Origin of the sequence: Corynebacterium hesseae, from assembly GCF_037850265.1 — a bacterium.
GTDB classification, from domain to species: domain Bacteria; phylum Actinomycetota; class Actinomycetes; order Mycobacteriales; family Mycobacteriaceae; genus Corynebacterium; species Corynebacterium hesseae.
Map to the genome: position 1 here is coordinate 940,600 of NZ_CP137211.1, position 23,045 is coordinate 963,644.

At 60.6% G+C, this 23,045-nt stretch carries 21 protein-coding genes; 9 read left to right on the forward strand and 12 right to left on the reverse strand.

Features of this window, described 5'->3' with window-relative positions:
* Window positions 1-77 precede the first annotated feature (77 nt).
* A complete protein-coding gene (locus tag R3O64_RS04440; RefSeq protein WP_339017377.1) occupies window positions 78-272 on the reverse strand; it encodes a hypothetical protein in 195 nt (64 codons plus the stop codon).
* A gap of 85 nt (window positions 273-357) precedes the next feature.
* Window positions 358-1,155, reverse strand: a complete 798-nt coding sequence (locus R3O64_RS04445; protein WP_319803600.1) for an HAD-IIB family hydrolase — start codon at window positions 1,153-1,155, stop codon at window positions 358-360.
* 99 nt (window positions 1,156-1,254) lie between these two features.
* On the opposite strand from R3O64_RS04445, the gene R3O64_RS04450 reads away from it, so the two are divergent.
* Complete coding sequence (locus tag R3O64_RS04450; RefSeq protein WP_070565755.1) at window positions 1,255-2,289, forward strand: enoyl-CoA hydratase/isomerase family protein; 1,035 nt, start codon at window positions 1,255-1,257, stop codon at window positions 2,287-2,289.
* A 3-nt stretch (window positions 2,290-2,292) separates the two neighbouring features.
* On the opposite strand, the gene R3O64_RS04455 is transcribed toward R3O64_RS04450, so the two are convergent.
* From R3O64_RS04455 to R3O64_RS04465, 3 genes are read right to left on the reverse strand one after another with little or no spacing between them, the layout of a single operon-like run.
* Window positions 2,293-3,429, reverse strand: a complete 1,137-nt coding sequence (locus R3O64_RS04455; protein ID WP_070530604.1) for a DUF6882 domain-containing protein — start codon at window positions 3,427-3,429, stop codon at window positions 2,293-2,295.
* A 20-nt stretch (window positions 3,430-3,449) separates the two neighbouring features.
* A complete protein-coding gene (locus tag R3O64_RS04460; RefSeq protein WP_193634113.1) occupies window positions 3,450-4,592 on the reverse strand; it encodes a glycosyltransferase family 4 protein in 1,143 nt (380 codons plus the stop codon).
* A 6-nt stretch (window positions 4,593-4,598) separates the two neighbouring features.
* Window positions 4,599-5,795: an NAD-dependent epimerase/dehydratase family protein gene (locus tag R3O64_RS04465; protein ID WP_070563427.1), complete on the reverse strand. Its 1,197-nt coding sequence runs from the start codon at window positions 5,793-5,795 to the stop codon at window positions 4,599-4,601.
* Between the two features lie 200 nt (window positions 5,796-5,995).
* On the opposite strand from R3O64_RS04465, the gene R3O64_RS04470 reads away from it, so the two are divergent.
* Window positions 5,996-6,652, forward strand: a complete 657-nt coding sequence (locus tag R3O64_RS04470) for a hypothetical protein (RefSeq protein WP_339017378.1) — start codon at window positions 5,996-5,998, stop codon at window positions 6,650-6,652.
* A 128-nt stretch (window positions 6,653-6,780) separates the two neighbouring features.
* Here the strand turns inward: R3O64_RS04470 and R3O64_RS04475 are convergent, their stop codons facing one another.
* Window positions 6,781-7,326 (reverse strand): gamma carbonic anhydrase family protein, encoded by a 546-nt coding sequence (locus R3O64_RS04475; RefSeq protein WP_143335316.1) that lies wholly within the window; start codon window positions 7,324-7,326, stop codon window positions 6,781-6,783.
* A gap of 6 nt (window positions 7,327-7,332) precedes the next feature.
* Window positions 7,333-7,740 (reverse strand): hypothetical protein, encoded by a 408-nt coding sequence (locus tag R3O64_RS04480; RefSeq protein ID WP_339017379.1) that lies wholly within the window; start codon window positions 7,738-7,740, stop codon window positions 7,333-7,335.
* Window positions 7,741-7,775: 35 nt separating this feature from the next.
* Here R3O64_RS04480 and R3O64_RS04485 point away from each other — a divergent pair, with 35 nt between their 5' ends.
* The 5 genes from R3O64_RS04485 (at window position 7,776) to R3O64_RS04505 (ending at window position 13,608) form a co-directional block, all read left to right on the forward strand.
* Window positions 7,776-8,645 carry a patatin-like phospholipase family protein gene (locus R3O64_RS04485; protein ID WP_070530593.1) on the forward strand — a complete coding sequence of 290 codons (870 nt, stop codon included), beginning with the start codon at window positions 7,776-7,778 and terminating at the stop codon, window positions 8,643-8,645.
* Window positions 8,646-8,767: 122 nt separating this feature from the next.
* Window positions 8,768-10,333 (forward strand): TrkA C-terminal domain-containing protein, encoded by a 1,566-nt coding sequence (locus R3O64_RS04490; protein WP_070597530.1) that lies wholly within the window; start codon window positions 8,768-8,770, stop codon window positions 10,331-10,333.
* A gap of 198 nt (window positions 10,334-10,531) precedes the next feature.
* Window positions 10,532-11,710 carry an acetyl-CoA C-acyltransferase gene (locus tag R3O64_RS04495; protein WP_339017380.1) on the forward strand — a complete coding sequence of 393 codons (1,179 nt, stop codon included), beginning with the start codon at window positions 10,532-10,534 and terminating at the stop codon, window positions 11,708-11,710.
* Between the two features lie 34 nt (window positions 11,711-11,744).
* Complete coding sequence (locus tag R3O64_RS04500) at window positions 11,745-12,803, forward strand: enoyl-CoA hydratase/isomerase family protein (protein ID WP_339017381.1); 1,059 nt, start codon at window positions 11,745-11,747, stop codon at window positions 12,801-12,803.
* Window positions 12,804-12,843: 40 nt separating this feature from the next.
* Entirely contained in the window at window positions 12,844-13,608 is a 765-nt protein-coding gene (locus tag R3O64_RS04505; RefSeq protein ID WP_339017382.1) for an enoyl-CoA hydratase, read from the forward strand.
* Window positions 13,609-13,690: 82 nt separating this feature from the next.
* Here the strand turns inward: R3O64_RS04505 and R3O64_RS04510 are convergent, their stop codons facing one another.
* The 3 genes from R3O64_RS04510 to R3O64_RS04520 all read right to left on the reverse strand — a co-directional run bounded on the left by R3O64_RS04510 (window position 13,691) and on the right by R3O64_RS04520 (window position 16,829).
* Window positions 13,691-14,191: a MarR family winged helix-turn-helix transcriptional regulator gene (locus tag R3O64_RS04510; RefSeq protein ID WP_339017383.1), complete on the reverse strand. Its 501-nt coding sequence runs from the start codon at window positions 14,189-14,191 to the stop codon at window positions 13,691-13,693.
* Between the two features lie 187 nt (window positions 14,192-14,378).
* Window positions 14,379-16,109 (reverse strand): AMP-binding protein, encoded by a 1,731-nt coding sequence (locus R3O64_RS04515; protein WP_339017384.1) that lies wholly within the window; start codon window positions 16,107-16,109, stop codon window positions 14,379-14,381.
* A 159-nt stretch (window positions 16,110-16,268) separates the two neighbouring features.
* A complete protein-coding gene (locus R3O64_RS04520) occupies window positions 16,269-16,829 on the reverse strand; it encodes a TetR/AcrR family transcriptional regulator (RefSeq protein WP_339017385.1) in 561 nt (186 codons plus the stop codon).
* Window positions 16,830-17,058: 229 nt separating this feature from the next.
* On the opposite strand from R3O64_RS04520, the gene R3O64_RS04525 reads away from it, so the two are divergent.
* The gene (locus R3O64_RS04525) at window positions 17,059-18,267 is read left to right on the forward strand and encodes an acyl-CoA dehydrogenase family protein (RefSeq protein ID WP_339017386.1); all 1,209 of its coding nucleotides are present in this window, start codon (window positions 17,059-17,061) and stop codon (window positions 18,265-18,267) included.
* A gap of 49 nt (window positions 18,268-18,316) precedes the next feature.
* Window positions 18,317-19,066 carry an SDR family NAD(P)-dependent oxidoreductase gene (locus R3O64_RS04530; RefSeq protein ID WP_339017387.1) on the forward strand — a complete coding sequence of 250 codons (750 nt, stop codon included), beginning with the start codon at window positions 18,317-18,319 and terminating at the stop codon, window positions 19,064-19,066.
* Window positions 19,067-19,138: 72 nt separating this feature from the next.
* On the opposite strand, the gene R3O64_RS04535 is transcribed toward R3O64_RS04530, so the two are convergent.
* Entirely contained in the window at window positions 19,139-20,272 is a 1,134-nt protein-coding gene (locus R3O64_RS04535) for an acetoin utilization protein AcuC (RefSeq protein ID WP_339017388.1), read from the reverse strand.
* Window positions 20,269-22,908, reverse strand: a complete 2,640-nt coding sequence (locus R3O64_RS04540; RefSeq protein WP_339017389.1) for a GNAT family N-acetyltransferase — start codon at window positions 22,906-22,908, stop codon at window positions 20,269-20,271. The genes R3O64_RS04535 and R3O64_RS04540 overlap by 4 nt, the downstream gene beginning before the upstream one ends.
* Between the last annotated feature and the right edge of the window lie 137 nt (window positions 22,909-23,045).

Below are 23,045 nucleotides of genomic sequence, written 5' to 3' on the forward strand. Positions count from 1 at the left end.
CGTGCCCAGTGGGTGCCGGTGGAGTCTTAGGGGCGCTTGCCTTAGCAGGTTTATCGTTCGCGGCAGGCGCGGTGGACTTAGCAGGTGGCGGGGACTGAGAGGGCGTAGCAGGCGCAGTGCACGCGGAAGCTGCAGCGGGTGAAGGCGAGGTAGTTTTCGAGGAATCCGCAGAGGAGGACGGAGCGGGACTCGATGCAGACGACTCGCCCTTTGCCAAACGTGACATCATCGACCGCAAAAACTTCTTCACTACACACTCCGCAGGTAGACACCGGGGTTCGGGTACTGAGGCTCAGTAACCCGAGTAATCCTACTCTGTGCGTGCGGGCTACTCGGGCAAGGCTGCGGGGGAGCGTGTTAGGTGCGCAAAAGCTGGCGAAGGACGGTGCTAACCCCGTTGTTGGTGTTAGCCGGGGCGATGATATCTGCAATTTCCTTCAGCTGGGGATGCGCGTTTTCCATGGCCACAGCCGTCCCGGCGGCGCGCAGCATCTCGAAATCATTGAGGTAGTCACCGAAGGCCACAGTGGCTGCGATCGGAATACCGGCGAGCTCAGCGAGCTTAGTTAGCGCCGTACCTTTTTCCACGCCGCGGGCCATCACATCGAGCCAGACCTTGCCGGATACCGCGACATTGTCCTCCGGGACGGCGCGGACGATGGGACCGTAAATGTGCGCCTCAGAACCAGATTCGCAGAAAATAGCAATCTTGATGATGTTGCTCTCCGGCACTGCATCCAAGTCATCGACCCAAGTGACCGCCTTGTAGTACTTTGCAATCTCTGTACGTGCCGCGTCTGACACATCCCGTGCAACGTAGGCGGTCTCCGGGGAACATAGAACTACGGTATGTTCCACTTCGATGGCCGCAGCAGCCTCTCGTGCCGCGTGCACGGTGGATTCCGCAAGCGGGAATGCCGCGATGATCTCACCGCCGCGCATGATGACCGAGCCGTTTTCGGCGATAAACGTTTCGCCTTTCGGGAACATGTCCTTCAAGGTGGCCAGTTGGCGCCCCGAGGCCGGAACCAGCTCGCAGCCGCGGGCAGTGGCCAGGTCCTGGAGCTCCGAAAAGTCTGCAGGGAGTTGGCCATGCGCGTCGAGGAGCGTGCCGTCCATATCAAGGGCAACAAGTTGTGGGAGCAAGTAAGTCACACCAATCTAAAAGTGTTGAGCTAGAGGCAGGGAGCCATGTCCAACGTAGCGCCAAGAAATAGGTGGCTGAAACTTTTGTGATATGGAACACTGGTGCGCATGACTACGACTGATCCAGTACTCGTTTCCGTGCGCAACCACACAGGAGTCCTCGAACTCAACAGGCCGAAGGCCCTGAACTCTTTGAACCCGGACATGATTGACATCATCCGCCGCTCCCTCGAAGCGTGGGCACAGGATGACGACATCGAGCAGGTCCTTATTTACTCCAACAGTCCCAAGGCATTCTGCGCGGGCGGTGACGTGCGCCACGCGCGGGAGGGAATCGCGGAAGGCAAGCTGGAAGAGGTTGATGCCTTCTTCGCCAGCGAGTACCTCACCAACGGCGATATCGCCGAGTTTCCGAAGCCCTACATCGCCGTCATCGACGGCGTCGTCATGGGCGGTGGATTGGGCATTTCCCTGCACGGTTCGCACCGCGTGGTGACGGAAAAGGCCTTCGCTTCGATGCCGGAGATGAATATCGGCTACGTCACGGACGTCGGAGTAGCTTATGCGGCCCAGCGCATGGTGGGCACTCGCGGTGTAGCCTCGCCGGGTTTGGCAAAGTTTTGGGGTCTGAGCGGGTACCGCATGTATGCCGCGGACATGCTGTGGACGGGCGTGGCAACCCACGTGGTCAAGGATGCGGCCGAGCTGATCGAAGCCGCTATCGAGCGCGGTATTGATGCCGCACTGGAAGAGCTGGCCCTACCCGCGCCACAGCAGCCAGCACCGCTCGAGCAGGTGGCTCAAGACCTGGAGGAGACCTTCGCGCTGCCCACGTGGGAGGAGATTTCCGCGGAGCTGGACAAGCGCCCGCAGATTGCCGGCGAGGTGCGTCGCCTCATGGCAGCCGCGTGCCCAGCCGCCATCATCGCGGCCAATGAGCTCTATGAGGCGGAAGCCGCTGTCGACGATATCCGGGAGGCGCTCCTGCTAGAACTCAAACTGGGCATGCACATGTATCGCCGCCCTGACTTTTCCGAAGGCGTGCGTGCGGTACTGGTGGATAAGACCCAGGACGCAGCGTTTAACCCGGCGACCACGGAGGACGTTGACGTCGAAGAATTCCGCGCGGTGCTGAGCTCCTAGCAGTTATATAGGGCGTGCTCGCTGGTATGCGGCGCGCGCCCGCTGCTCATCCACTCCCGCCGGCACCGCAACATTGAGCGTGGCCTGCGCGGCGGCCCGTGAAGGCGCGGGCAGGTGGAACGCGGGGGCGTCGGACAGTGCTAGCCCTTGGCGGCCGTCGGGTAGCTGCACTGGCAGTAGAGTCCACAGCCCCAGAATTGGCATGGCCAGCTGCGGCAAGCGCAGAGAGCGTGCCTCGGGGATGGGTACGCGGGCGCGAATCAGCTCGGGGATGGCATTGTCATATCCGAAGCGGCGCAGGTTCGCCGCGGCGTGGGCGGACATGGAACCGGAGAGCTCGTCCGCCCATGCCCACGTAAAGGTGCTCGTTGTGGCGTTGAGGGTGGCGATGAGATGGGAGGGAACCGTATGCGAACCATAATCGGAGTTCACCACGGTGCGCGACGTGTCAGGGTCAAGGTCAGCCCACAGGTTGGGGAATCGGGCCTCCAGGAAGAAATTGTGCTCGGTGGCCATAAAGTGGGCGTCGGCCAGCACATCGCGTGCGCTGAGCCCGCCGTGGCCCGAAGGATGGGGGAGAGCCGCGATCCGGATGCCGTGGAAGTGCGCGAGGCCTTGTACAACATCTGGTGCCACGCCCACATAGGAGGCGAGCTCGGCGGTGGCGAGGTGTTCGTCGACGCCTCCCTCAATATCCCCCGTATGCTCAAGCCCGGCCAGGATGCTGACACGGGGATCGGGGTGGATCTCCGCGAAGTTGACGGCGACGAGCGCCTCGCCCTCGCCCTGCGGGACGCGGATGACTGGGCGGTCACCCACGAGCCGCCGCGCCAAGCCGCGGAGCAGGGCGGAATCGGGTTGCGGGCCGTGGAACTCCGGTTGCGGCGCGTGTTCCGTCAACCCCGTAGACCAGTGCAAGCGGCCATCCTGGATTGTGGCTAGGCGCAGGCCATCGAAGTCATAGGTCCCAGAGGCGGTAGTAAAACGCACCACTGCGCGCTGATCGGTGGCGGGCTCGGAGTCGGAAGATGCAAAGTTCACCTCGACGTCGCGCACGTCGCCCAAGCGTGAGGAGAACGCGGCGTCGATGCCGGCTTGAATGAAGGCGCCAGCGGAGTACAGGTCCTGGGCTGAGTCCATTAGTGCTCCTTGACTTGGTTTTATTCCCTGAAGAAGGGATGCTCGATAGCCTCCTCATAGGCCTGAAGGAGGGCTTGGGTGGATTCTACCCAGGAATACTTTTCGGCTTCGCGGCGGGCGGCAGCACCCATCGTCTCCCGACGCGTGGCGTCACGAAGAAGATTGACGGTAGCGCTGGCCCAGGCCTCATCATCGGCATCGGGTTCGATGAGATGTCCTGTAACGCCTTCCTCAATGACGAAGGGAATACCGCCGGCATTCGTGCCGATGACCGGCACACCCGAGGCGAAGGACTCTAGCGCCACAAGGCCCAGTGTCTCCGTGGCGGAGGGGAAGAGGAAGACATCTCCGACAGCGAAGGCAGCGGCGAGCTCCTCGCCGGACAAGTAACCGGTGAACACGGTGTGCGAAGGATCGAAGTTGGCCTTGAGCTCCTCCAGCGCAGGGCCATCGCCGACGACGGCAAGGCGGGCGTTACCAAGCTCTGTCCGCACCAGGTGCATTACGTGGTCGAGGCGCTCCAAGTCCTTTTCCTTGGAGACCCTCCCGATATAGGTCACCAGCGGGGAGTCCGGGTTACCACCGGTGAGGCGCTCGCGCATCTGCGCGGTGGCGCGGCTGGGGTGGTAGGCCTGCGTATCGACAGCCTTGGGCCACAGGTGCACGTTGTGGATCCCCACCTCCCGAGCCTTATCCACCATGGGGCCTGAGGTGCATAGGTTCACCGCAGCCTGGTTGTGCAGGTACTTCAGAGCGGCCTCAGTCAGCGGGCGGGTCCACCCGATGCCCAGTGCATCGACGTATTCAGGCACGTTGGTGTGGAAGCTAGCCACCAGCGGCACGGCATCGCGCTGCGCGGCAAAGACACCGAGCGCCGCTGTCCAAATGGGATTGACCGCGTGGATGACATCGGGATCGAAATCCCTGATTTCCTTGAAGAACTTCCACGAGGGCAAGCCGAATTTGATTTCCGGGTAGACCCACAGCGACAAGCTGGGTATGCGGGTGACCTCGAAGCCGGCGTAGGAGTCAGGGGCCTTGCCCGTGGCAAAAATCCGGACCTCATGGCCCATCGCGGCCAGCTGGTCCAGAGTGCGCGTCAGGCGCGTGACCACGCCGTCGATCTTGGGGAGGAAGACCTCGGTAACGATTGCGATGCGCACGGAGGACTAGGCCTCCGTGGAGGGGACGCCGGCGTGCTGCTGGCGCGTCCACAGCGATTGCGCCGGAATCTTGGAGCGGTCAGCGCGGTCGGCGTACTTGCGTGCGACTTCCTCCACCTCGTGCAGCAGCCCTTCAGACAAGGTGGTCGGTTCCAGCCCCAGGTTGAGGAAGGTGTCGTTGGTGACGTGGAGCTCATTTTCCGCGGATTCCTTGCGCGGGTTCGGCACGTAGGCCACCTCTGCGCCAGAGATCTTCGCAACCAACTCCGCTAAGTCACGTACGCGGTGGGTTTCCGTCATCTGGTTGATGATCTTGACGCGCTCACCGCGCGCCGGCGGGTTCTGCAAAGCTAGCTCGATGCAGCGCACCATGTCCCGGATGTGGATAAAAGCGCGGGTCTGGCCACCGGTGCCGTGCACGGTCAGTGGGTAGTCGATGCCGGCTTGGATGAGGAAGCGGTTGAGCACCGTGCCGTAGTCACCGTCATAATCAAAGCGGTTGATAAGGCGCTCGTCCTTCTGGGTCTGCTCCGTGTGCGTGCCCCAAATGATGCCCTGGTGCAGATCGGTGATGCGCAGCTCATCGTTCTTGGCGTAGTAGGCAAACAGGTGCTGGTCCAGCACCTTCGTCATGTGGTAGACCGAGCCCGGGTTGGAGGGGTACAGGATCTGCTGCTTGACGACGCCCCCCTCACCCGCATCCACCTGCACGTCCAGGTAGCCTTCCGGGATCTTCATTCCGGCGGTGCCGTAGCCGTAGACACCCATGGTTCCCAAGTGAGCGACGTGGATATCCTGCTCAGATTCCACGATGGCGGCGAGCAGGTTGTGGGTGGCGTTGATGTTGTTATCCACCGTGTAGCGCTTGGTGCGCGAATTTTTCATGGAATAGGGGGCGGCGCGCTGCTCAGCGAAGTGCACCACGGCATCCGGGCGTTCGGTATTCAGGAACTCGAGCAGGTCGTCGTAGTCCTGGGCCACGTCGAGGTTGCGGAAGCCAATGGTCTTGCCGGAAACCTCGGTCCACGCAGCCAGGCGTTCCTCAATGGAGGCGATGGGTGTTAAGGATTCCGCGCCCAACTCCTCATCGATGGCGCGCCGGGAGAGGTTATCCACGATGATGACGTCATGGCCTTGGTCGGAGAGATAAAGGGAAGCGGGCCACCCACAGAAGCCGTCTCCGCCGAGAATCGCTACCTTCATTTTTTATCTCTCCACATCTCTGTCGGCGGCAAGCACTTTTCAATACCTTACCGTTGACGGCCCTCACATGAGGGCCCTTAACGGTAAACAGTGAGTGAATGTTTCCTCGGGCTGCACCACTAGAGCAAAGCATGGTGCAGAGCGCAGGAGGCTCGGTGTCCAGAGTAAGTTCTGCAAACGCGCCCTGTACACTGGCCCGCATGCTCGAAGCCGTGCTCAATGCCTTTGCCGATTCCGTCAACGCTCTACTGATCGGAATCCTGGTGGCTATCGGCATCATGCTTCCGCGGGGCAGCTACCGCAAGATTGCGGCCTTCGTCATCGTCGGCGATTGGTTCGGTGTGCTCACCGCCGCCGCTGTGGTGATGTTTGTGTTCGTCGGAATCCAGGACAAGGTTGCCGCGGCCTTGGAATCGCCTCTGCTGGGGTGGGGGCTGGTAGTCATTGGCCTTGCTCTGGGACTTCTAGCCTGGCGCTCCAAGGGTGAACCCAATGACATGGTGCAGAAACTGCTCGGCCCGCTGCGCACTCCTTCGGCTAAAACCGTTGTGGTGGGCTATGCCATGGGCGTTATCCAGTCCTTGACCTCCGTGCCCTTTTTCTATGGCCTGATGCACCTAGCGGCCGGGGACTTTAGCAATACCGTTAAGTATGGTGGCCTCTTTTTCTACGCCACGTTTGCGCTCTCATTGCCGACTGTGTGCGGATTGTTCATCGCGCTTGTGCGGGCGAAGCCAGAGTCCTGGGCCGGACGCGCCTTCGCGTGGGCGCGGGAGAACTCCACCACCGTGGCGTTGTGGAGCGGCTACGGCGTGGCAGCCTTCCTGGTGGTCATGGGCATCTTCGCTCTGCTTTAGGGGCTTGCCTTCAAGGCGACTCGGCAGCTGTCCTAGCTTCGCGGTGGTGGAACTGCCCTAGTTGCCAAAATTCTGGCCAGATCGTGCGGCAGGCTTAAGAGTTTTGTCAACAACGGCAGTTGCGACTGCTAGTCGTAGAGGACGGCGTCGAGAGGGAGGGCGTCGCCAAGCAGCGCCTGATTTTTTGAAATTTCGACGTAGCGCGCGGCGTGCGGTATGAAGGCGGCGGATTCCTCAGGGCTCAGCTCGCGCCGCACCTTGGCTGGAACCCCGGCGGCTAGTGTGCCGGCGGGAATGTCCTGGCCTTCGAGCACCACCGCGCCGGCCGCAATAAGAGAGCCAGGGCCCACGGTGGAGCCCGAAAGCAGGGTGGCTTTCATTCCGACGAGCGTGCCTGCGCCCACCCGCGTGCCGTGGAGCATGGCCATGTGGCCCACGGTGACATCATCCTTCAGCACACACGGCTCGGTGGATTCAACGTGGATGACGCAGTTGTCCTGGACGTTGACGCGGGCGCCTAGACGGATGGAACCGACATCGCCGCGCAGCACGGAGCCATAAAACACGGAGGAGTCCGGGCCGATGGTGACATCACCGATGATGGTGGCATTCGGGGCGATCCAGGCGCTGCGGTGGATGCGGGGAGTGCGTCCTTGGAAGGGGAGGATGAGCATGGCAGGCTAGCTTTCTTCAGGGGTGGATTCGATGGAGACCGCAAGCGACTCGGAGACCTCATAGTCGCCGGGCGTGGCGCTGATCTGGGCCAGCGTGTCCCGTTCCGCAGGGGATAGCGGGATGGCCCAGCCCCGCTTGGGATCATGGACTGGGCGCTGAGTCTTCGTTGTGGGGGAAAGTTGCACCGTGGTCTTAGAGCCACTTAAGCGCGCGGGCTCGCCGGAGCGCGCCACCTCACTGAGTATTTGTGCGCCGGCTGGGGAGGTAACCAAGATGATGAGGCCGCCGGCTGTGTGGACGGAGAGGTGGTCTACAGAGACCTCGACGGCGTGGGGATCCGGGGAAGCCAAGCGGACGGTGGGGGAGCCGCCGAGCTTATCGACGATATCCTTTACCGCAGAAAACAAACTCATGGCGCGATCCTAGCGCGGGGGTACCATCGTGCAGTGTGATTGACGCGAAAGATACAGCACTCGTCATTGAAGGCGGCGGCATGCGCAATTCCTATACCGCCGCGTGCATCGTCAAACTCTTAAAGGAGGAGGTGGAATTCGGCTGGGTCGGAGGCGTGTCCGCGGGCTCCTCGCACACCGTGAACTTCCTTTCCCGCGATGTGGTTCGCTCCGAGGAATCCTTCGTGGACTTTGCCAAGAACCCCAGCTTCGGCGGCCTGGGCTCGCTGTTGCGCGGTAGCGGATACTTCAATGCAGAATTCATTTATGAAAAGGCCGCGGACCAAGACATGCCCTTTGACTGGGAAGCCTTTGACGCCAACCCAGCGCAGGTGTGCATTTCCGCCGCGCGCGCCGATACGGGGGAGAGCGTGTATTGGGGGCGCGAAGACATCAAGACGCAGGAAGACCTGATGGTGCGTGTGCGCGCCTCCTCGACGCTGCCGTTGATCATGCCGATGCGCGTCATCGACGGTGCGCCGTATGTCGACGGCGCCATGGGAGAATCCGGCGGCATCCTTATCGAGCAGGCGGAGAAGGCCGGGTTTGAGAAATTCCTGTTCCTGGGGTCGAAACCGCGTGGCTACGTGCGGCCTGAGGTGGGGCGGCCGGCGGCGCTGCGACGAATCTTCCGAAAGTACCCTGCCGTGGCGGAGGCGATGATTGCCCGGCCGGCCCGGTACAACGCCTCCAAGGACCGGCTTCTGGAGCTGGAAAAGGAGGGGCGCGCACAGCTTTTCTTCCCGGAGGATATGCAGGTGGCATCGACTGAGCGTTCTGTGACAAAGCTGCGCTCCAACTATGAGGCTGGGCGCGCGCAGACCTATGCCGAATGGCCGGCGTGGAAGGAATTCCTCAGCAGCTAGTGAGCTCAGCGGGGTCGTGCGCGACTCACTTTTGCCAACACGGTGTGAGTCGCGCCTCCTCTGGGGAGGAGAAGCGGACCCATGCATGGAGTTTTCTGAGTGTTTTCTTACAATGATTTCCCGTGTTGGCACTATTTGATGGAAATATTTGGCTGAGCATTTTCTTTATTGCTTTGCTCGGCACGTTATTTGGCATGATCCCCTTCGGCCCGCTGCGCTTTGGCGCAGCCGGCACCTTGTTCGTGGGCTTGGCCATCGGCGCCTTTATCGATCTCGACGGCACGATTTTAAGCAGCTTGCAGGAGATGGGCCTTGGCCTCTTCATCTATATGCAGGGCTTGTCTGCCGGCGAGCGCTTCTTCAAAGGCTTCTCTGAGCAGCTCAAGCACATGATTACTGCCGCAATAGCGGTGGTGGGTGCTGCCGCCGTGGCGCTTCTCGCGGGCGGCTGGTTGGGACTGTCGCCCTTGCTCTCCGTGGGCGTGTTCTCCGGTGCGACGACCTCGACGGCATCGCTGGCCGTGGCGCAACAGCAAACGGGCGAGGAACTGCCGGCCGTGGGCTACTCCTTGGGCTATCCGGTAGGCGTGGCCGTCGCTATCCTCCTTGTAGCTTTTCTGCTCAAGCAGTCCTGGCCGGCCACTAAGGATAAGGACAATTCTGCGGAGGAGGTCTTTCGCTCCCGGACTATTCGGGTAACCAAGGACATCACCTACGAGGAGCTGGTGGAGCGATTCGAGGATCAGTTCGTTATTGCCACGATTCGCCGTGGCAATACCCGAACCGTGGCCGGGGACCATCCGGAGATTCGCAAGGGTGACATCCTGCGCGTACTCGTGACGAAGGCGAAAAGGCACGAGCTTACCGCTGCTCTAGGCAAGCGCCAGCCTCAGGTGCCCTTCGTGGACAAGCGTTTGGTCATTGAAACCGTGGTGGTGTCGAACTCCGATATTGCTGGTCGAACCGTGGAGGACCTCAACCTCTTCAAGCGCTATGGTGGCCGCATTGTCCACGTGCAACGCGGCGATGAAGAGTTCCTGGCCAGCTTCGATACGCACCTCGATGCCGGTGACCGGGTGACGGTGATTGTGGATCAAGACCGCCTGGGCGATATTCGTGATTACTTCGGTGACTCGGTTCAGGGGTATTCCCAGCTGAACTGGGTTGCTGTCGGTGGTGGTCTGTTCCTGGGCTACCTCATCGCGCTCATTGTGGTTCCGCTACCAGGTGGTGCGTCCTTTGAACTTGGCTTTGCGCTGGGCCCATTGATTACCGGACTTGTCCTCGGTGCTCTGCACCGCACGCGCCGCGTGCCCTGGAAGGTTCCGGCTTCAATCAATCTGGCTCTTCAGCAGTGGGGCCTGGTTATCTTCTTGGCTTCGGTGGGCTTGGCCTCAAGTGAGGCTTTCCAGTCCACGGCATTCTCCTGGATGGGCCTGAAATGCATGGCTCTCGCCGCCATCATTACCGTGGTTGTCGTCGTCCTCTTCGCTGTGGCTAACAGGTTCCTTGGCCAGTCAGAAACCCGCACCGCGGGCGGCGTTTCCGGCATCTTTGGCCAGCCTGCCGTGGTCGACTACGCCACAGGAATCAGCACGGATTCCCGCATTATGACTGGCTACGCGGCCACCATTGTGGTGGCGCAGATAGTCAAAATCGTGGTCATTCCGTTGATGCTCACGGTCTAATCTGCCACGAAAACTGCTGCGGGGAGCCTAGTCAGTGCTCCCCGCAGCTGGCCGTTTTGGAGCCTTCACCGCACTTCAAACTGTTTTGTGTCGCGCTGCTTTGGCATTGTGCGAGCATACGTTGATGCAAAAGGGTGGCGCGGCACACAATCCATCGGTACGATTCTGGTTAACTTCGTACAGTTTGGAGAGCGAAATATGGACATCGTTATTGCGGGCGCTGCCCGCACGCCTTTCGGCAAGTTGCTTGGTTCCCTTGCACCCTTGTCTGCGACGGAGCTTGGATCCCGCGCCATCGCTGCCGCACTCGAGCAGGCACAGGTCCACCCTGACGACGTCGATGCCGTGGTGTGTGGCCAGGTCCTGCAGGCAGGTGTGGGGCAGAATCCCACGAAGCAAGCAGCGCTAGGGGCAGGGATTTCTCCGAACGCGCACACCGCAACGGTCAACAAGGTCTGTTTGTCCGGCCTGACCGCGGTTATCGACGCCTCCCGGCTCCTTCGCTCCGGTGAAGCCACGGTCGTAGTTGCCGGGGGAATGGAGTCGATGTCAAACGCGCCGCACCTACTGCCGCAGTCACGCAGTGGGAAGAAGTTCGGTACCGTCGAGCTGCTCGATCATATGGAACACGATGGCTTGCGCGCGGCCGACCTGGGGATATCGATGGGCTCGCTGTCAGAGAAATATGCCGAACGCTATCCCGTAACCCGCCAAGAGCAAGATCGCTGTGCCGCGTTGTCCCACCAGCGCGCTGTGCAAGCGAGTGAGGAGGGAGCCTTCGACAAGGAAATCACTCCCATCACCGTGAAGAGTCGCCGCGATGAGGTCACTGTCTCACGCGATGAAGGAATTCGGGAAGGGGTTACTGAAGAAACCTTGGCCGGGTTGCGACCAGCTTTTAAGCGCGAAGGCAGCATTACCGCTGGTAATTCCTCACCCATCACGGATGGGGCGGCTGCAGTAGTTCTCACCACACGTGAGCACGCGGATAAGGTAGGACTGCCGGTCATGGCGGTCCTACGTGCGCCAGGTCAGGTAGCCGGTCCGGATTCATCCTTGCAGGAGCAACCCGCTCGGGCTCTCCTCGCAGCCCTTGAGCGCCAAGGCTGGGGCATTGCTGATCTCGATCACATTGAGATCAATGAGGCTTTCGCCGCAGTGGTGGTTCATTCGGCCAATGTCCTTGGAATCAATCCCGATGACGTGAACCCACAGGGCGGTGCGATTGCCCTGGGGCATCCTATCGGCGCATCCGGTGCTCGGCTCGTAGCCCATGCGGCGCATCGCCTTGCGAGCGGCCAGGCCCATCGCGCGGGTGTCACTTTGTGCGGCGGCGGTGGCCAGGGTGAAGCTCTGTTGCTCGAGGCACCACGCTAAACGGCCGATAGTTCATAAAGAGGAGGAATAGACGATGACGAATGAAATTATCCACGACATCCGCGGCCATGCTGGTGTTCTTACGCTAAACCGGCCCAAGGCCATTAACGCGCTAAATCAGACGATGATCGATGAGATGACGGCAGTTTTGAAGGACTGGCAGGACGATGATCGCGTCAAGCTCGTTATCCTCCGGGGCGCTGGAGAACGTGGGCTGTGTGCTGGTGGCGACGTTGCGGCCTTGTACCACGATGCACTGGAGGGCGGCACGGCAGGCGCCCATTTCTGGAAGACGGAATATGAACTGAACTATTTAATCTCCACCTATTCCAAGCCCTATGTGGCGCTCATGGAAGGCATCGTGCTGGGCGGCGGAATTGGTGTCTCAGCGCACGCCTCACACCGCATTGTTTGCGAGGATTCGCGCATCGGAATGCCGGAGGTTGGGATTGGGTATTCGCCTGATGCCGGTGGATCCTATCTTCTATCCCGGGCTGCGGATCGTCTTGGCCGGCACTTGGCGTATACCGCGATCCACGTGGGGGCCGCGGAGGCGATCGATACCGGCTTCGCGGACTACTTCGTACCCAAGGACAAGCTCGATGCTCTCGTTGAGCAGCTGGTGGAGACGGGCGACCCAGCCGATATTGAGAAGTTCACTGAGTCAGTGGGCCCAGGCTTCGGTAAGGACCGCGCCGAAATGGTGGACGTCTACGCCGCAGACACCGCTGAAGAGACCCTTGCCCGCCTGCAAGAACGTGCAGCAGCAGGCGGCGACGGGCATTGGGCGGCGAAGGCCGCCAAGCGGATGAGCTTGAATTCCCCGCTGGGCATTCGCGTCACCGAGGAATCCTTGAATCGTAATGCGTCGATGAGCTTCGCGGAGACCTTGACCCAGGAGTTCTGGATGTCCGTGAACATGCAAAAGCACAAGGAATTTGCGGAGGGAATTCGCGCGCAAATCGTGGATAAGGACCGCAATCCCTCCTGGGAATATGAGTCCATTGGCGCCGTACCCGACGACGTGGTGGCGTCTGTCCTTGAGCCCATCGAGGGCAGCGTGGAAGCCCCAGAATTCAACGATCACCACTGATTAGGTACCAATCAAGAACCACAGGAAGGACACTATTACCATGGCAATTCTTAGCGAAAAGCGCGGCCGCGTCGCACTTATCACGCTCAATCGTCCGGAGGCGCTTAATGCCCTGAACAACGACACCATGCTTGAAGTTACCCAGGCAGTTCAGGGATTCGACGCCGATGCAGAAGTAGGGGCAATCGTTATTACCGGTTCAGAGAAAGCGTTTGCCGCCGGTGCAGATATCAAGGAAATGTCCTCGAAGTCGGCGACAGAGATGTACACCGCGGATTGGTTCGCAGGCTGGGACGTCCTCACACGAGCCCGCACGCCGATCATCGCTGCAGTGAACGGATACGCGCTCGGTGGAGGTTGCGAGCTGGCCATGATGTGTGACTTCATCATCGCTGGCGACAAGGCCAAGTTTGGCCAGCCGGAAGTCAACTTGGGAGTCACGCCAGGCATGGGAGGCTCCCAGCGACTGACCCGAGCTATCGGAAAGGCGAAGGCCATGGAGATGTGCCTGACTGGCCGCATGATGGCAGCCGAGGAAGCAGAACGCTCCGGCTTGGTAGCCCGCGTGGTTCCGGCGGGTGAGCTCCTTGACTCGGCGCTGGAGACGGCAAAACTCATCGCCTCGAAGTCCTTCGTGGCAACGTCTCAAATCAAAGAGCAAGTCAATGCGGTTGATGAACTCTCATTGTCCCAAGGTATCCAGTTCGAGCGCCGTACCTTCCACGCTTTGTTCTCTTCTCATGATCAGAAGGAAGGCATGGCAGCCTTTGTAGAGAAGCGCGACCCGGAGTTTAAGCACGCTTAAACCCTTAACCGCGAGTTAGCCTTTTTGGCTTCTTCGGTCGCACGCGCGTGGTGGTGGGGCACGCTTCTTAAAGAACAGATGGCTACTGGGCGTCGGACTCCTCGACATCTTCGCCTGCTGCGCGACGGATGCGGTTGGCGGCAGCAATGATGCGGTCTTGCTCGCCAGTAGAAAGCGCAACGGAAGCAAAATAGCGATCAAGAGCAGGTCCCGCCGCCGAGGCCAACACAATGCCTTGGTCGGTAATCATGACCAAGGTTGAGCGTTTGTCTTTTGGATCGCTGACCCGCTCGATAAGTTCGTCCTTCTCAAGTTTGCGCACCGTGTGAGTGAGTGACGCCGGTGGAAGCTGAAGCCGAGCGCTGATTTTAGACATGGGCATGCTTCCCGCACGTGACCACATGAGCACAGCGAGGACCTCGAACTGGTTGTAGCTCACCCCATAAGGAGCCAGCACATTTTCGGCGCCATTACGCAAAATGTGTGCGGCACGTTCGAGGGAGGATACCGTGGCGAGGCCACGAGCAGAGCGCACGGAATAACGCTTCGCCCACTGACGGCGTGCTTCAGCGATGATATCCATGAGCGGAAAAGGACCTCCTTGCGGTACGTGAGATAACTATAAATGAGAGCTTCGCTGTACTAAGAGCCCGACCACACGCATCGCAGATAGGGCCGCAGACGGGGGAGAGCTACCGGGGGATTATGGCGTCGCAGATGCGAAAGCCCCAGCAGTGGGCTGGGGCCTGCGTTGCTGAAGGGCGGTGGGGTTAACCCTTTAGAGCTGGAAAGTCGGAATCCGCGTATTCCGTCGATGCCTTCGTCTCGCCGCCGTCAGCGGAGTGGATCTCGTTTTCGCGCTTGCGCAGATCTACACGGCGGATCTTGCCGGAGACGGTCTTCGGAAGTTCATAGAACTCGAGGCGGCGGATGCGCTTGTAGGGGGCCAACCCATCGCGGCAGTGCTTAAGGATGGACTCGGCGGTCTCCGCCGTCGGCTCGTAGCCGCCGGCGAGAGCGACGTAGGCCTTTGGCACGGCGAGGCGGATGGGATCCGGGGAGGGAACCACCGCTACCTCGGCGACTGCCGGGTGCTCAATGACAACGGATTCGAGTTCGAAAGGGGATAGGCGGTAGTCAGAGGCCTTGAAGACATCGTCGGCGCGGCCAATGTAGAAAATGTAGCCGTCCTCATCGCGCTCCGCGGTGTCTCCCGTGTGGTAGTAACCATCGCGGAAGACTTCCGCGTTCTTGTCTGGGTCATTGAAATAACCCACAGTCAGGCCGACTGGGCGGGGGTCGAGCTTCAAGCAGATTTCTCCGGTATCCCCAATCTCATCAGTAGCGGGATCCTTGAGTACGACTTCCCAGCCTGGCAGCGGACGCCCCATCGAGCCTGGCTTCACCTTTTGCTCTGGGGTATTGGCAATCTGCAGCGTCGTCTCCGTCTGCCCGAAACCATCGCGAACGTTTGTGTTCCAGGCCTTGGCAATGGTGCTGATGAGCTCGGGGTTGAGCGGCTCGCCAGCCGCAACCAGCTTCTTCGGTGGGGTCTTCATACGGCCCAGGTCTGCTTGGACAAGCATGCGCCAGACCGTTGGCGGCGCGCAGAAGCTGGTGACGCCTTCTTCTTCCATCTTGTCCATGAGCGCAGCGGCGTCGAAGCGCGCATAGTTGTATAGGAAGATGGTGGCCCCGGCGATCCACGGCGCGAAGAAGTTTGACCATGCGTGCTTGGCCCAGCCGGGGGCGGCGACGTTGAGGTGGACGTCGCCAGGCGCCAAGCCAATCCAGTACATCGTGGTCAGGTGACCCACTGGATAGGACGTGTGAGTGTGCTCGACGAGCTTCGCCTTCGACGTAGTGCCGGAGGTGAAATACAGCAGGAGAGTCTCATCAGCCTTGGTTTCCTGCTTCGGCGTGTACTCTTCCGAGCCAGTAAAAGAATCCGAATAGCGCAGGGTGGGGTGCGTTGTCTGTGCATCTGGTTCGTCACCGACCTGGATCAGGGTGAAGTCACCGCTGACGTCTTGGAATTTGGCGGCGTCCTCGGCATTGGCCACAACCCAGGAAATATTGGCTCGGTCAGTGCGGTCCTGCAGATCAGCCGCGCCAAGCATTGCGGTCGCCGGGTTAAGAACGAAGCCTGCCTTGATGCAGGCCAGCATGCACTCCCACAGCTCTACTTGATTGTTGAGCATGAGCATCACGCGATCACCGCGCTGGACGCCCTGGGCCTCCAGCCAGTTGGCCAGTTGTGCCGAGCGAGCTGACATCTCAGCAAAGGTACGGCGGGTGCTGCTGCCATCTGTCTCACAGATGACGAGAGCCTCGCGGTTCTTTGAATCCTCCGCAGTGGCGAGGTGATCGAACCAATCAAGTGCGAAGTTGAAGTGCTCGAAGCGCGGCCACTCGAAGTTGCTGCGGGCTGCTTCATAATCAGTCTGATAAGAAACCAGCAGGTCGCGGGCTGCTTGGAATTGTTCGGTCACCGTGGTCATTGGTTCTCCTCTAGCTTGTGCTCAAATGGGGAAGGACGGCGCAATGGCTATGGCCCGTGTCCCAAACCGTTCGTCGCTGTGACTTGGGTCGCAGCCTACTTTACTTCGAGTTCGAAGTAATGGCTAGAGATTTTCCGAACTGCCTTTGAAAGGTGCAGGTTAGCGTAGGGAAATTCCATGGAGAATGAGCTGGCCAAGGGTGTGGTAGGCCTCTGCTGGGGCTAGGGTGTCTGAGTAAAAGCCCTGCTGAATATCACTCATTGAGCGCTGGATAAGGCGGGAGACAAAGTCGGTGTACTCGGCGGTGAATTCCCCAGCTTCGACGCCCTGGCTGAGTAACTTGTGGATGGTCTCAGTGGCTCTCTTAGTGTTGAAGCTATATACCTCCTGAGCGGCGGGTTCGGAGGCGAGGTCGCGCATGAACTCAGGGCTCGCGGGTTCCAGGGCAATGGTCATCGAGGAGAAGTATTTCTCAAGAGCTTGGGCGTATGTGGGCGCTGTGGTGGCTGCGGTGCGACGGGTGATTTCTTTGAAGAAGCTGACCAGCACGCGGCGAATGATCGCGTCTCTGGATGGGCCTAATGCGTACATGGTCGATTTTGAGCATTGGTAGCGTTTCGTCGCGCCGTCGATGGTGAAGGATTCGAATCCCTCGGCCAGAAAGTCCTGCAAGAGGGCATTGAACAGCTCGCGTTGTCGTGGCGTGAGTGGTTGGGTCATGAGTCTTTCTACCTCTCGGCGGTCCTGGCTATGTGGGGTATTTGTGTGCGTTCTCCCCAGTCTGTTGCGCACAATGATCATAGAACACGGCACGCAAGAGTACGGAAAGATGTATATTCGTACTCATTCAATGTGAAGAGCCCATTGATGCCTGAGTCCAAGAGTTTGTATGTGGCCTGGAGAAAGCCCATACAGCGACCTTAAAACCCAGCTAGAAAGGTAGAAAGCTATGCCGCCGATTCTTAGTCCACAACACCCCAGCGGGAAACACTTGGAGAACATTAAGTACCCCCACGCTGATATTTTCGCGGTGGCAGATCGTCTCGTCCCAGAGGAACAGGCGCGTTTAGCAGAGATCCACGAGTTCTTGCAGACGGAGATTCGCCCTGTCGTAGGCGAATACTGGGACCGTGAGGAGCTGCCATTCGATCTTCTGCCCCGCATGGCGGAGATGGGTTTGGGCGAGATTGAGCTCACGGATACCTCGCGCCTTTACCGCGGGCTGGTGTACGCGGAAGTAACCCGCGCGGACGTGTCCTTGTCTGCCCTGGTGGGCATTCACAACGAGTTGGTCCTCGGACTCATCGACAAACTGGGCTCGCCAGAGCAAAAGGACACCTGGCTAGCAGGTTTGCGCCAATTCACCAAGGTGGGTTGCTTTGCGTTGACCGAACCGGAGCACGGCTCCGATATCGCCGGCGGCCTTGCCACCACAGCAGAGCGCACCGCTGAAGGCTGGCTCATCAATGGAGCGAAACGTTGGATCGGGGCCGGCACCTTCGCCGATTTTGCTATCACCTTCGCACGGGATAAAGCAGACAATGAGATTAAGGCCTTCATCGTTGAACTCGACCGCGAGGGCGTAACGCGCAGCAAGATTTCGCGCAAGATGGGCCTGCGCATCATGCAGAATGCGGACCTTAAGTTCGACAACGTCCTCATCCCACACGAGAACCTGATTCCGGGTGCGGAATCCTTTGCCAACGTCAATGACTTCCTGTGTTATTCGCGCGCCTGGGTGGGCTGGCAGGGAGCCGGCTTGCAACTAGGCATCTTCGACAAGGCCCGCGAGTACGCGGTCAAGCGCCAGCAGTTTGGCAGGCCAATCGCCAAATTCCAGTTGGTCCAGGAGCAGCTTTCCCGCATCCTCGGCAACGCCACCGCGTCACTCGCCATGATGGCGCAGCTGGCAGAGGTTCAAGAACAAGGAAAGCTGGAAATGCCCTTTGCCGCCTTGGCAAAGGCAACCACCACCCGCCTGGCGCGCGAATCCGCCGCAGCGGGCCGCAACATCGGCGGAGGAAACGGCATCCTGACCGAATACGACTTGTCGAAGATGATGGATGATGCCGAGATTCTCTTCACCTACGAGGGAACCTACGACATCAACTCGCTCATCGTCGGCCGCGCTGTCACCGGCATTTCCGCTTTCGTTTAAACAGCCCTGTCAAACCCCACACCCCACGGTGATTAAAGGAGAAAACACCATGAACCTGCACGAAGCATCCGCCGTCGTTACTGGCGGTGCATCCGGCCTCGGGGCCGCAACGGCCGTAGCACTCGCGGAGCACGGAGCCACGGTCACCGTGCTCGATCTGTCCGTCCCGGAGGAGAAACACAACGGAATCAACTACACAGCGGTCGACGTCACCGATGCAGCCGCAGTACGCGAAGCGGTTCTCGCCGCATCCGACCAAAAGCCTTTGCGCGTGGCGGTGAATTGCGCAGGCATCTGCCCTTCAGCACGCATCTTCGGGCGAAAAGGCCCCCATGACCCGGAGCTGTTTTCTAAGACGATCAACGTTAACCTCATGGGGACCTTCCACGTCATGACCGCAGCCGCCGAGGCGATGGCCCAGGCAGAACCACTCGACGAGGACGGCCAGCGCGGAGTCATCATCAACACCGCTTCCGTCGCGGCCTTCGAAGGGCAGGTTGGCCAGGCGGCCTACGCGGCGTCGAAGGGCGCGGTGGCTGCCCTGTCGATTACCGGAGCACGGGATCTCGCCTCGTTGGGAATCCGCGTCAATGCCATCGCGCCGGGCGTTGTTGCTACCCCGATGATGGAACAGATCACTCCGGAGTTCCGCGAACAGCTCGAGGCCACCGTGCCTTTCCCAGCAAGGCTGGCAAAGCCGGAGGAATTCGCCGCCTTAGCTGTGTCCATTACCGAGAACCCCTATATCAATGGCGAAACGATTCGCTTGGATGGTGCGCTGCGTATGCCGCCACGCTAAGGGCCTCATCACGAGAATTAACCCTAAGAAACCCATCACGCGCGCATTGTCGACGCCCCTCCGATACAGGGCCTAGCCATAAGCCGGCAGGCCCCAATAGGGAAAGACTGCGCGCGTAGTCTGCACCAGCGCTGAATGCGGTTTTTCAGCCATGACCTTGGTGGGATCGAAGTCCCCGATGGCGGCGCACGCACCCTCATCACCCAAGGTGGGCGAGCCCTCCCAGCCGTTCGGCATCCGTTCCGAAGCTGCGAGCTCAACGTCGGCGACTGCGGCCAGCACCTGGGTCCACGCGCGGGCAACTGCGTCGACGTGATATCCGCCGCCGCCAAGCGCGACCCATCGCCCATCCGCAAACTGTTGCGCCCACACCGCCACTGAGCGATAAGCCCGCGCCATCGCGTTGATGGTGAGTTCCAGATCCGCGAGGGGATCAGAGCGGTGCGGGTCCGCACCGTGTTGGGAAATGATGAAGTCGGGGCGGAATTTCTTGAGGAGCGGTGGGACGACCGCGTGGATGACTTGCAGCCACTCCTCGTCACTCACCCCGCGGGGCAGAGCCACGTTAACCGCGGTCCCTTCCGCGCCTTGACCACCAATCTCGTGTGCATAGCCAGTCCCGGGGAAGAGATAGAGTCCCGATTCGTGTACCGAGATGGTGAGCACGTTGGGGTCATCCCAAAAAATCCTTTCGACGCCGTCACCGTGGTGGGCATCCAGGTCCAGGTACACCACGCGTTGGGCGCCATTTGCCTTAAGCCAACGGATGGCAATCGCAGCATCGTTGTACATGCAAAAGCCTGACATGGAATCGGTGAAGGCGTGGTGCAACCCGCCGGAAAGGTTAACGGCGCGCTGCGCACGGCCCTCCCACACAGCGCGCGCGGCCGCTAGGGTGCCACCGGCGATGCGCGCGGCGACCGTCGATAAGCCGTGGCTAATCGGGTTGTCTTCAGTGCCCAAGCCAAAGTGAGCGGAAGGCACCTCGGCGCGGGTGGCGGCGATGTAATCAGGACTGTGAACGAGCTCCAAGTGGGAGGTATTCAACGGGGCGGGACATTCGATGTCGAATTCTTCCAGCACCCCGAAGTGTTTGGCCAGCGACAGTGCTGCGGCGACTCGATCCGGCCCCATCGGATGCCCTGGGCCCAGCGAATAGCGGTGCATCTCCTCGGAGGCAAAAAGAAGAGGCTTCGTCTGGTTCATGACAAGGACCTCGCGAGAGGATCGCGGACATCACCGAGCGGTGCGATGCGCATTCGAGCCCCCACCACAACAGTGTGCGCTACCCCGGCGATGACGGGGGAAAGCTCAATATCGACGAGTGCAGCGATGTCGTCCTTGAGCTGTGCCAGCTGCATCATGACCTCTTCGACACGGTGCAGCTTGGCAGCCTTGGTGCCGCGGTAACCAGCAAGAAGGGGAGAAGCCTTGAGGCAGCTGAGCATGTCGAGTGCATCGGTGCGACGAAGCGGGGGCACGCGCCACTCGACGTCTCCCAAAAGATCCGAGGGTAGACCGGAGAAACCGGCGGAAATCATGGGCCCAACAACGGGATCTTCGATGGCGCGCACAGTGAGAGAGGCGCCGGCTGTGACCATGCGTTGAACAACTGGGATGAGAATAGCCGGATCCTCGCCCAAGTGGAGATCGCGCGTGAGCTGGGTGATGGTAGTCCACGCGCGCACCATGGATTCTTCGTCATGGATGCTTCGCACGACGGTGGGCAGCTCCGAACGGCCCCGCACCATCTGCGAGCTGCACTTGAGGACGACATCCCAGCCATAATCGCGGCCGGCCGCGATGGCTTCGTCGAGGGTGCGCACCGGGGCCCAAGGGACGATCTCTATGCCATAAGCCCTAAGGATTCGCGCGCACTCCTCGTCGGTGGCCCAGCGTCCCGTGGGGGAATCAGTCAGAACTTCCGCGACCACACCGCGCGCTTCTGCAAGGCCTGCGCTGTTGGCGAACTCATCGGAAGGATTGGGGCGTGCTAGGGCGCGGCGGCGTTCATTATCGATGATGGTGGCCAGAGCCTCAATGGCGTCGGCGTAGGTGCCAAACACGGGAAGCTGGCCGGGCGCCTCTGGCCCCTCGGAGGTGCGGAAATCGGGGATATCAAAACCCACGAAGCTGGCGATGAGCGGGGTATCCGTCGTCGTTGCCGCCAACTGGGACAGACTTACGTAGGCCTCCTTGAGGATGAACTCACCAACTTCCACGACGGCGCACAGCACCGCGTCGATACCCGGATCTTCTAGGGCGCGCCGGGCCTGTTCCGTGATGGCGGGGGCGGGGTCATCGACGACGGTGGTGGCGTGCGGGCGCAGCCCGAAGCGCCAGGCCGCCTGTTCCATCTGCGCGGTGAGGCCGGAGGAATTCGACGTCACTGCGATGCGACGGCCCTGCGGAACGGGTTGGCGCGCGAGGAGCTGAGCGATGTCGAGCATGGCATCGCGGCGGGTGACCACCATTGCCCCGGTGCAGCGAATGATCTCGTCGAGCGCAGCCGGGCTCGCCGCCGATAGTCCCTCCACCGCGTAGTGGCGGGCCGACTTCAGAGCCCGAGAGGGCAAGAACACGACGACGTGCTTGTCCAGCGCTAGGCGGCGCAGCACCCGGAAGAATTTGCGCGGGTTACCAATCGAGTCGAGGGAGAGCAAACAAATTCGTGTGTTCTCATCTTGGCTCCAGAATTGCATGACGTCGTTGCCTGTGACGTCAGCGAAGGAACCGGCGGCAATGAAATTGCTTAGGCCGCACCCGAGCTGCAGTGCATGGGACAGAGCTAGCGTCGCCACACCCGCAGACTGAGTAAACAGGCCCACCTGTCCCGCACGCGGCATGGGTGCTGGGCTGGCGTTGAGCCGCACTGCCGCGTCTGTGTTGATCAGGCCTAGCGCAGCTGGGCCAAGGGCTCGCAGGCCGTAGTCCCTAGCCGCGAGCACGATGTCGCGAGCCTGGTCGGGGGAGAGGTTGGGGTTTTGGCTGCGGGAGATGAGGACTACTCCTTTGGCGCCGGCAGCGGCAGCAGCCTGCATAGCTTCCGCGCCGCCGTGGCCTTGGAACTCGATGACGACGAGATCCACTGGCTCATCGAGGACGTTGAGCTCCTCTACGCGGTGAAGGTGGCGTAATGTACCGGCGAAGTTGGCGCTAGCTAGCTGCTTGCTGGACAGCGTTCCTACTACCGCCACGGAGCGTGGGTTGAGCAAACGGTGGATCGAGTTCGCTTCTGCACGCAGCTCGCGGCGCTCCATGACATCGCGGGAGTTCTCATTCGGCGCTATTCGGAAATCCACCCGGATGAAACCGTCCTCGAGTTCCGGCTTCGCGGAATACCCTGCGCGTACGAAAACCTGCACCATCCTGCGGTTCTGCGTCAGCATCTCGGCGAAGAAGCGCTCCACTTTTCCTTCGCGTCCAATTTCTGCGAGGTGCTCGAGCAGGATATTAGCCACGCCTTTTCCGTGGTGGGAATCTTGGACAAGGAAGGAGACATCGCCTACCCGCGCGGGCAGGAACTGCTCGACAATGGAGTATCCGGCAACGGCCACGATGTTGCCGCGTTCCACCATGACGAGGGTGACTTTGTCATAGCCATCCGTGTGGAGCCAGCGGTCTAGGTCATCGTCGGTCAGCGCGGGGTGCGTGCCGAAGAAGCGCAAGTACTTCGATTGATCCGAGACGCGGTCGTAGAAGGCGCGGATGGCGTCGCGGTCGGCGGGTGTGATGTGGCGCAGCGTGGCGATGTCGCCGTCGTTGAGGATGACATCGGCTTCCCAATTCTGCGGCTCGGGGCCGGTGTGCGCGGTAGCCGTGGGCTGCTCCATGTGGTCCATGCCATCACCTTAGCCAACGCTACGTTGAGCTCAGGCTAGGTGAACGGCATTCACCCCACCGGGCCTTGGGGAGGGTATCCACAAAAGCGCTGGACAGTATATGTATGGCAAATCACTGCAGGGGGTGAATCGTGTTC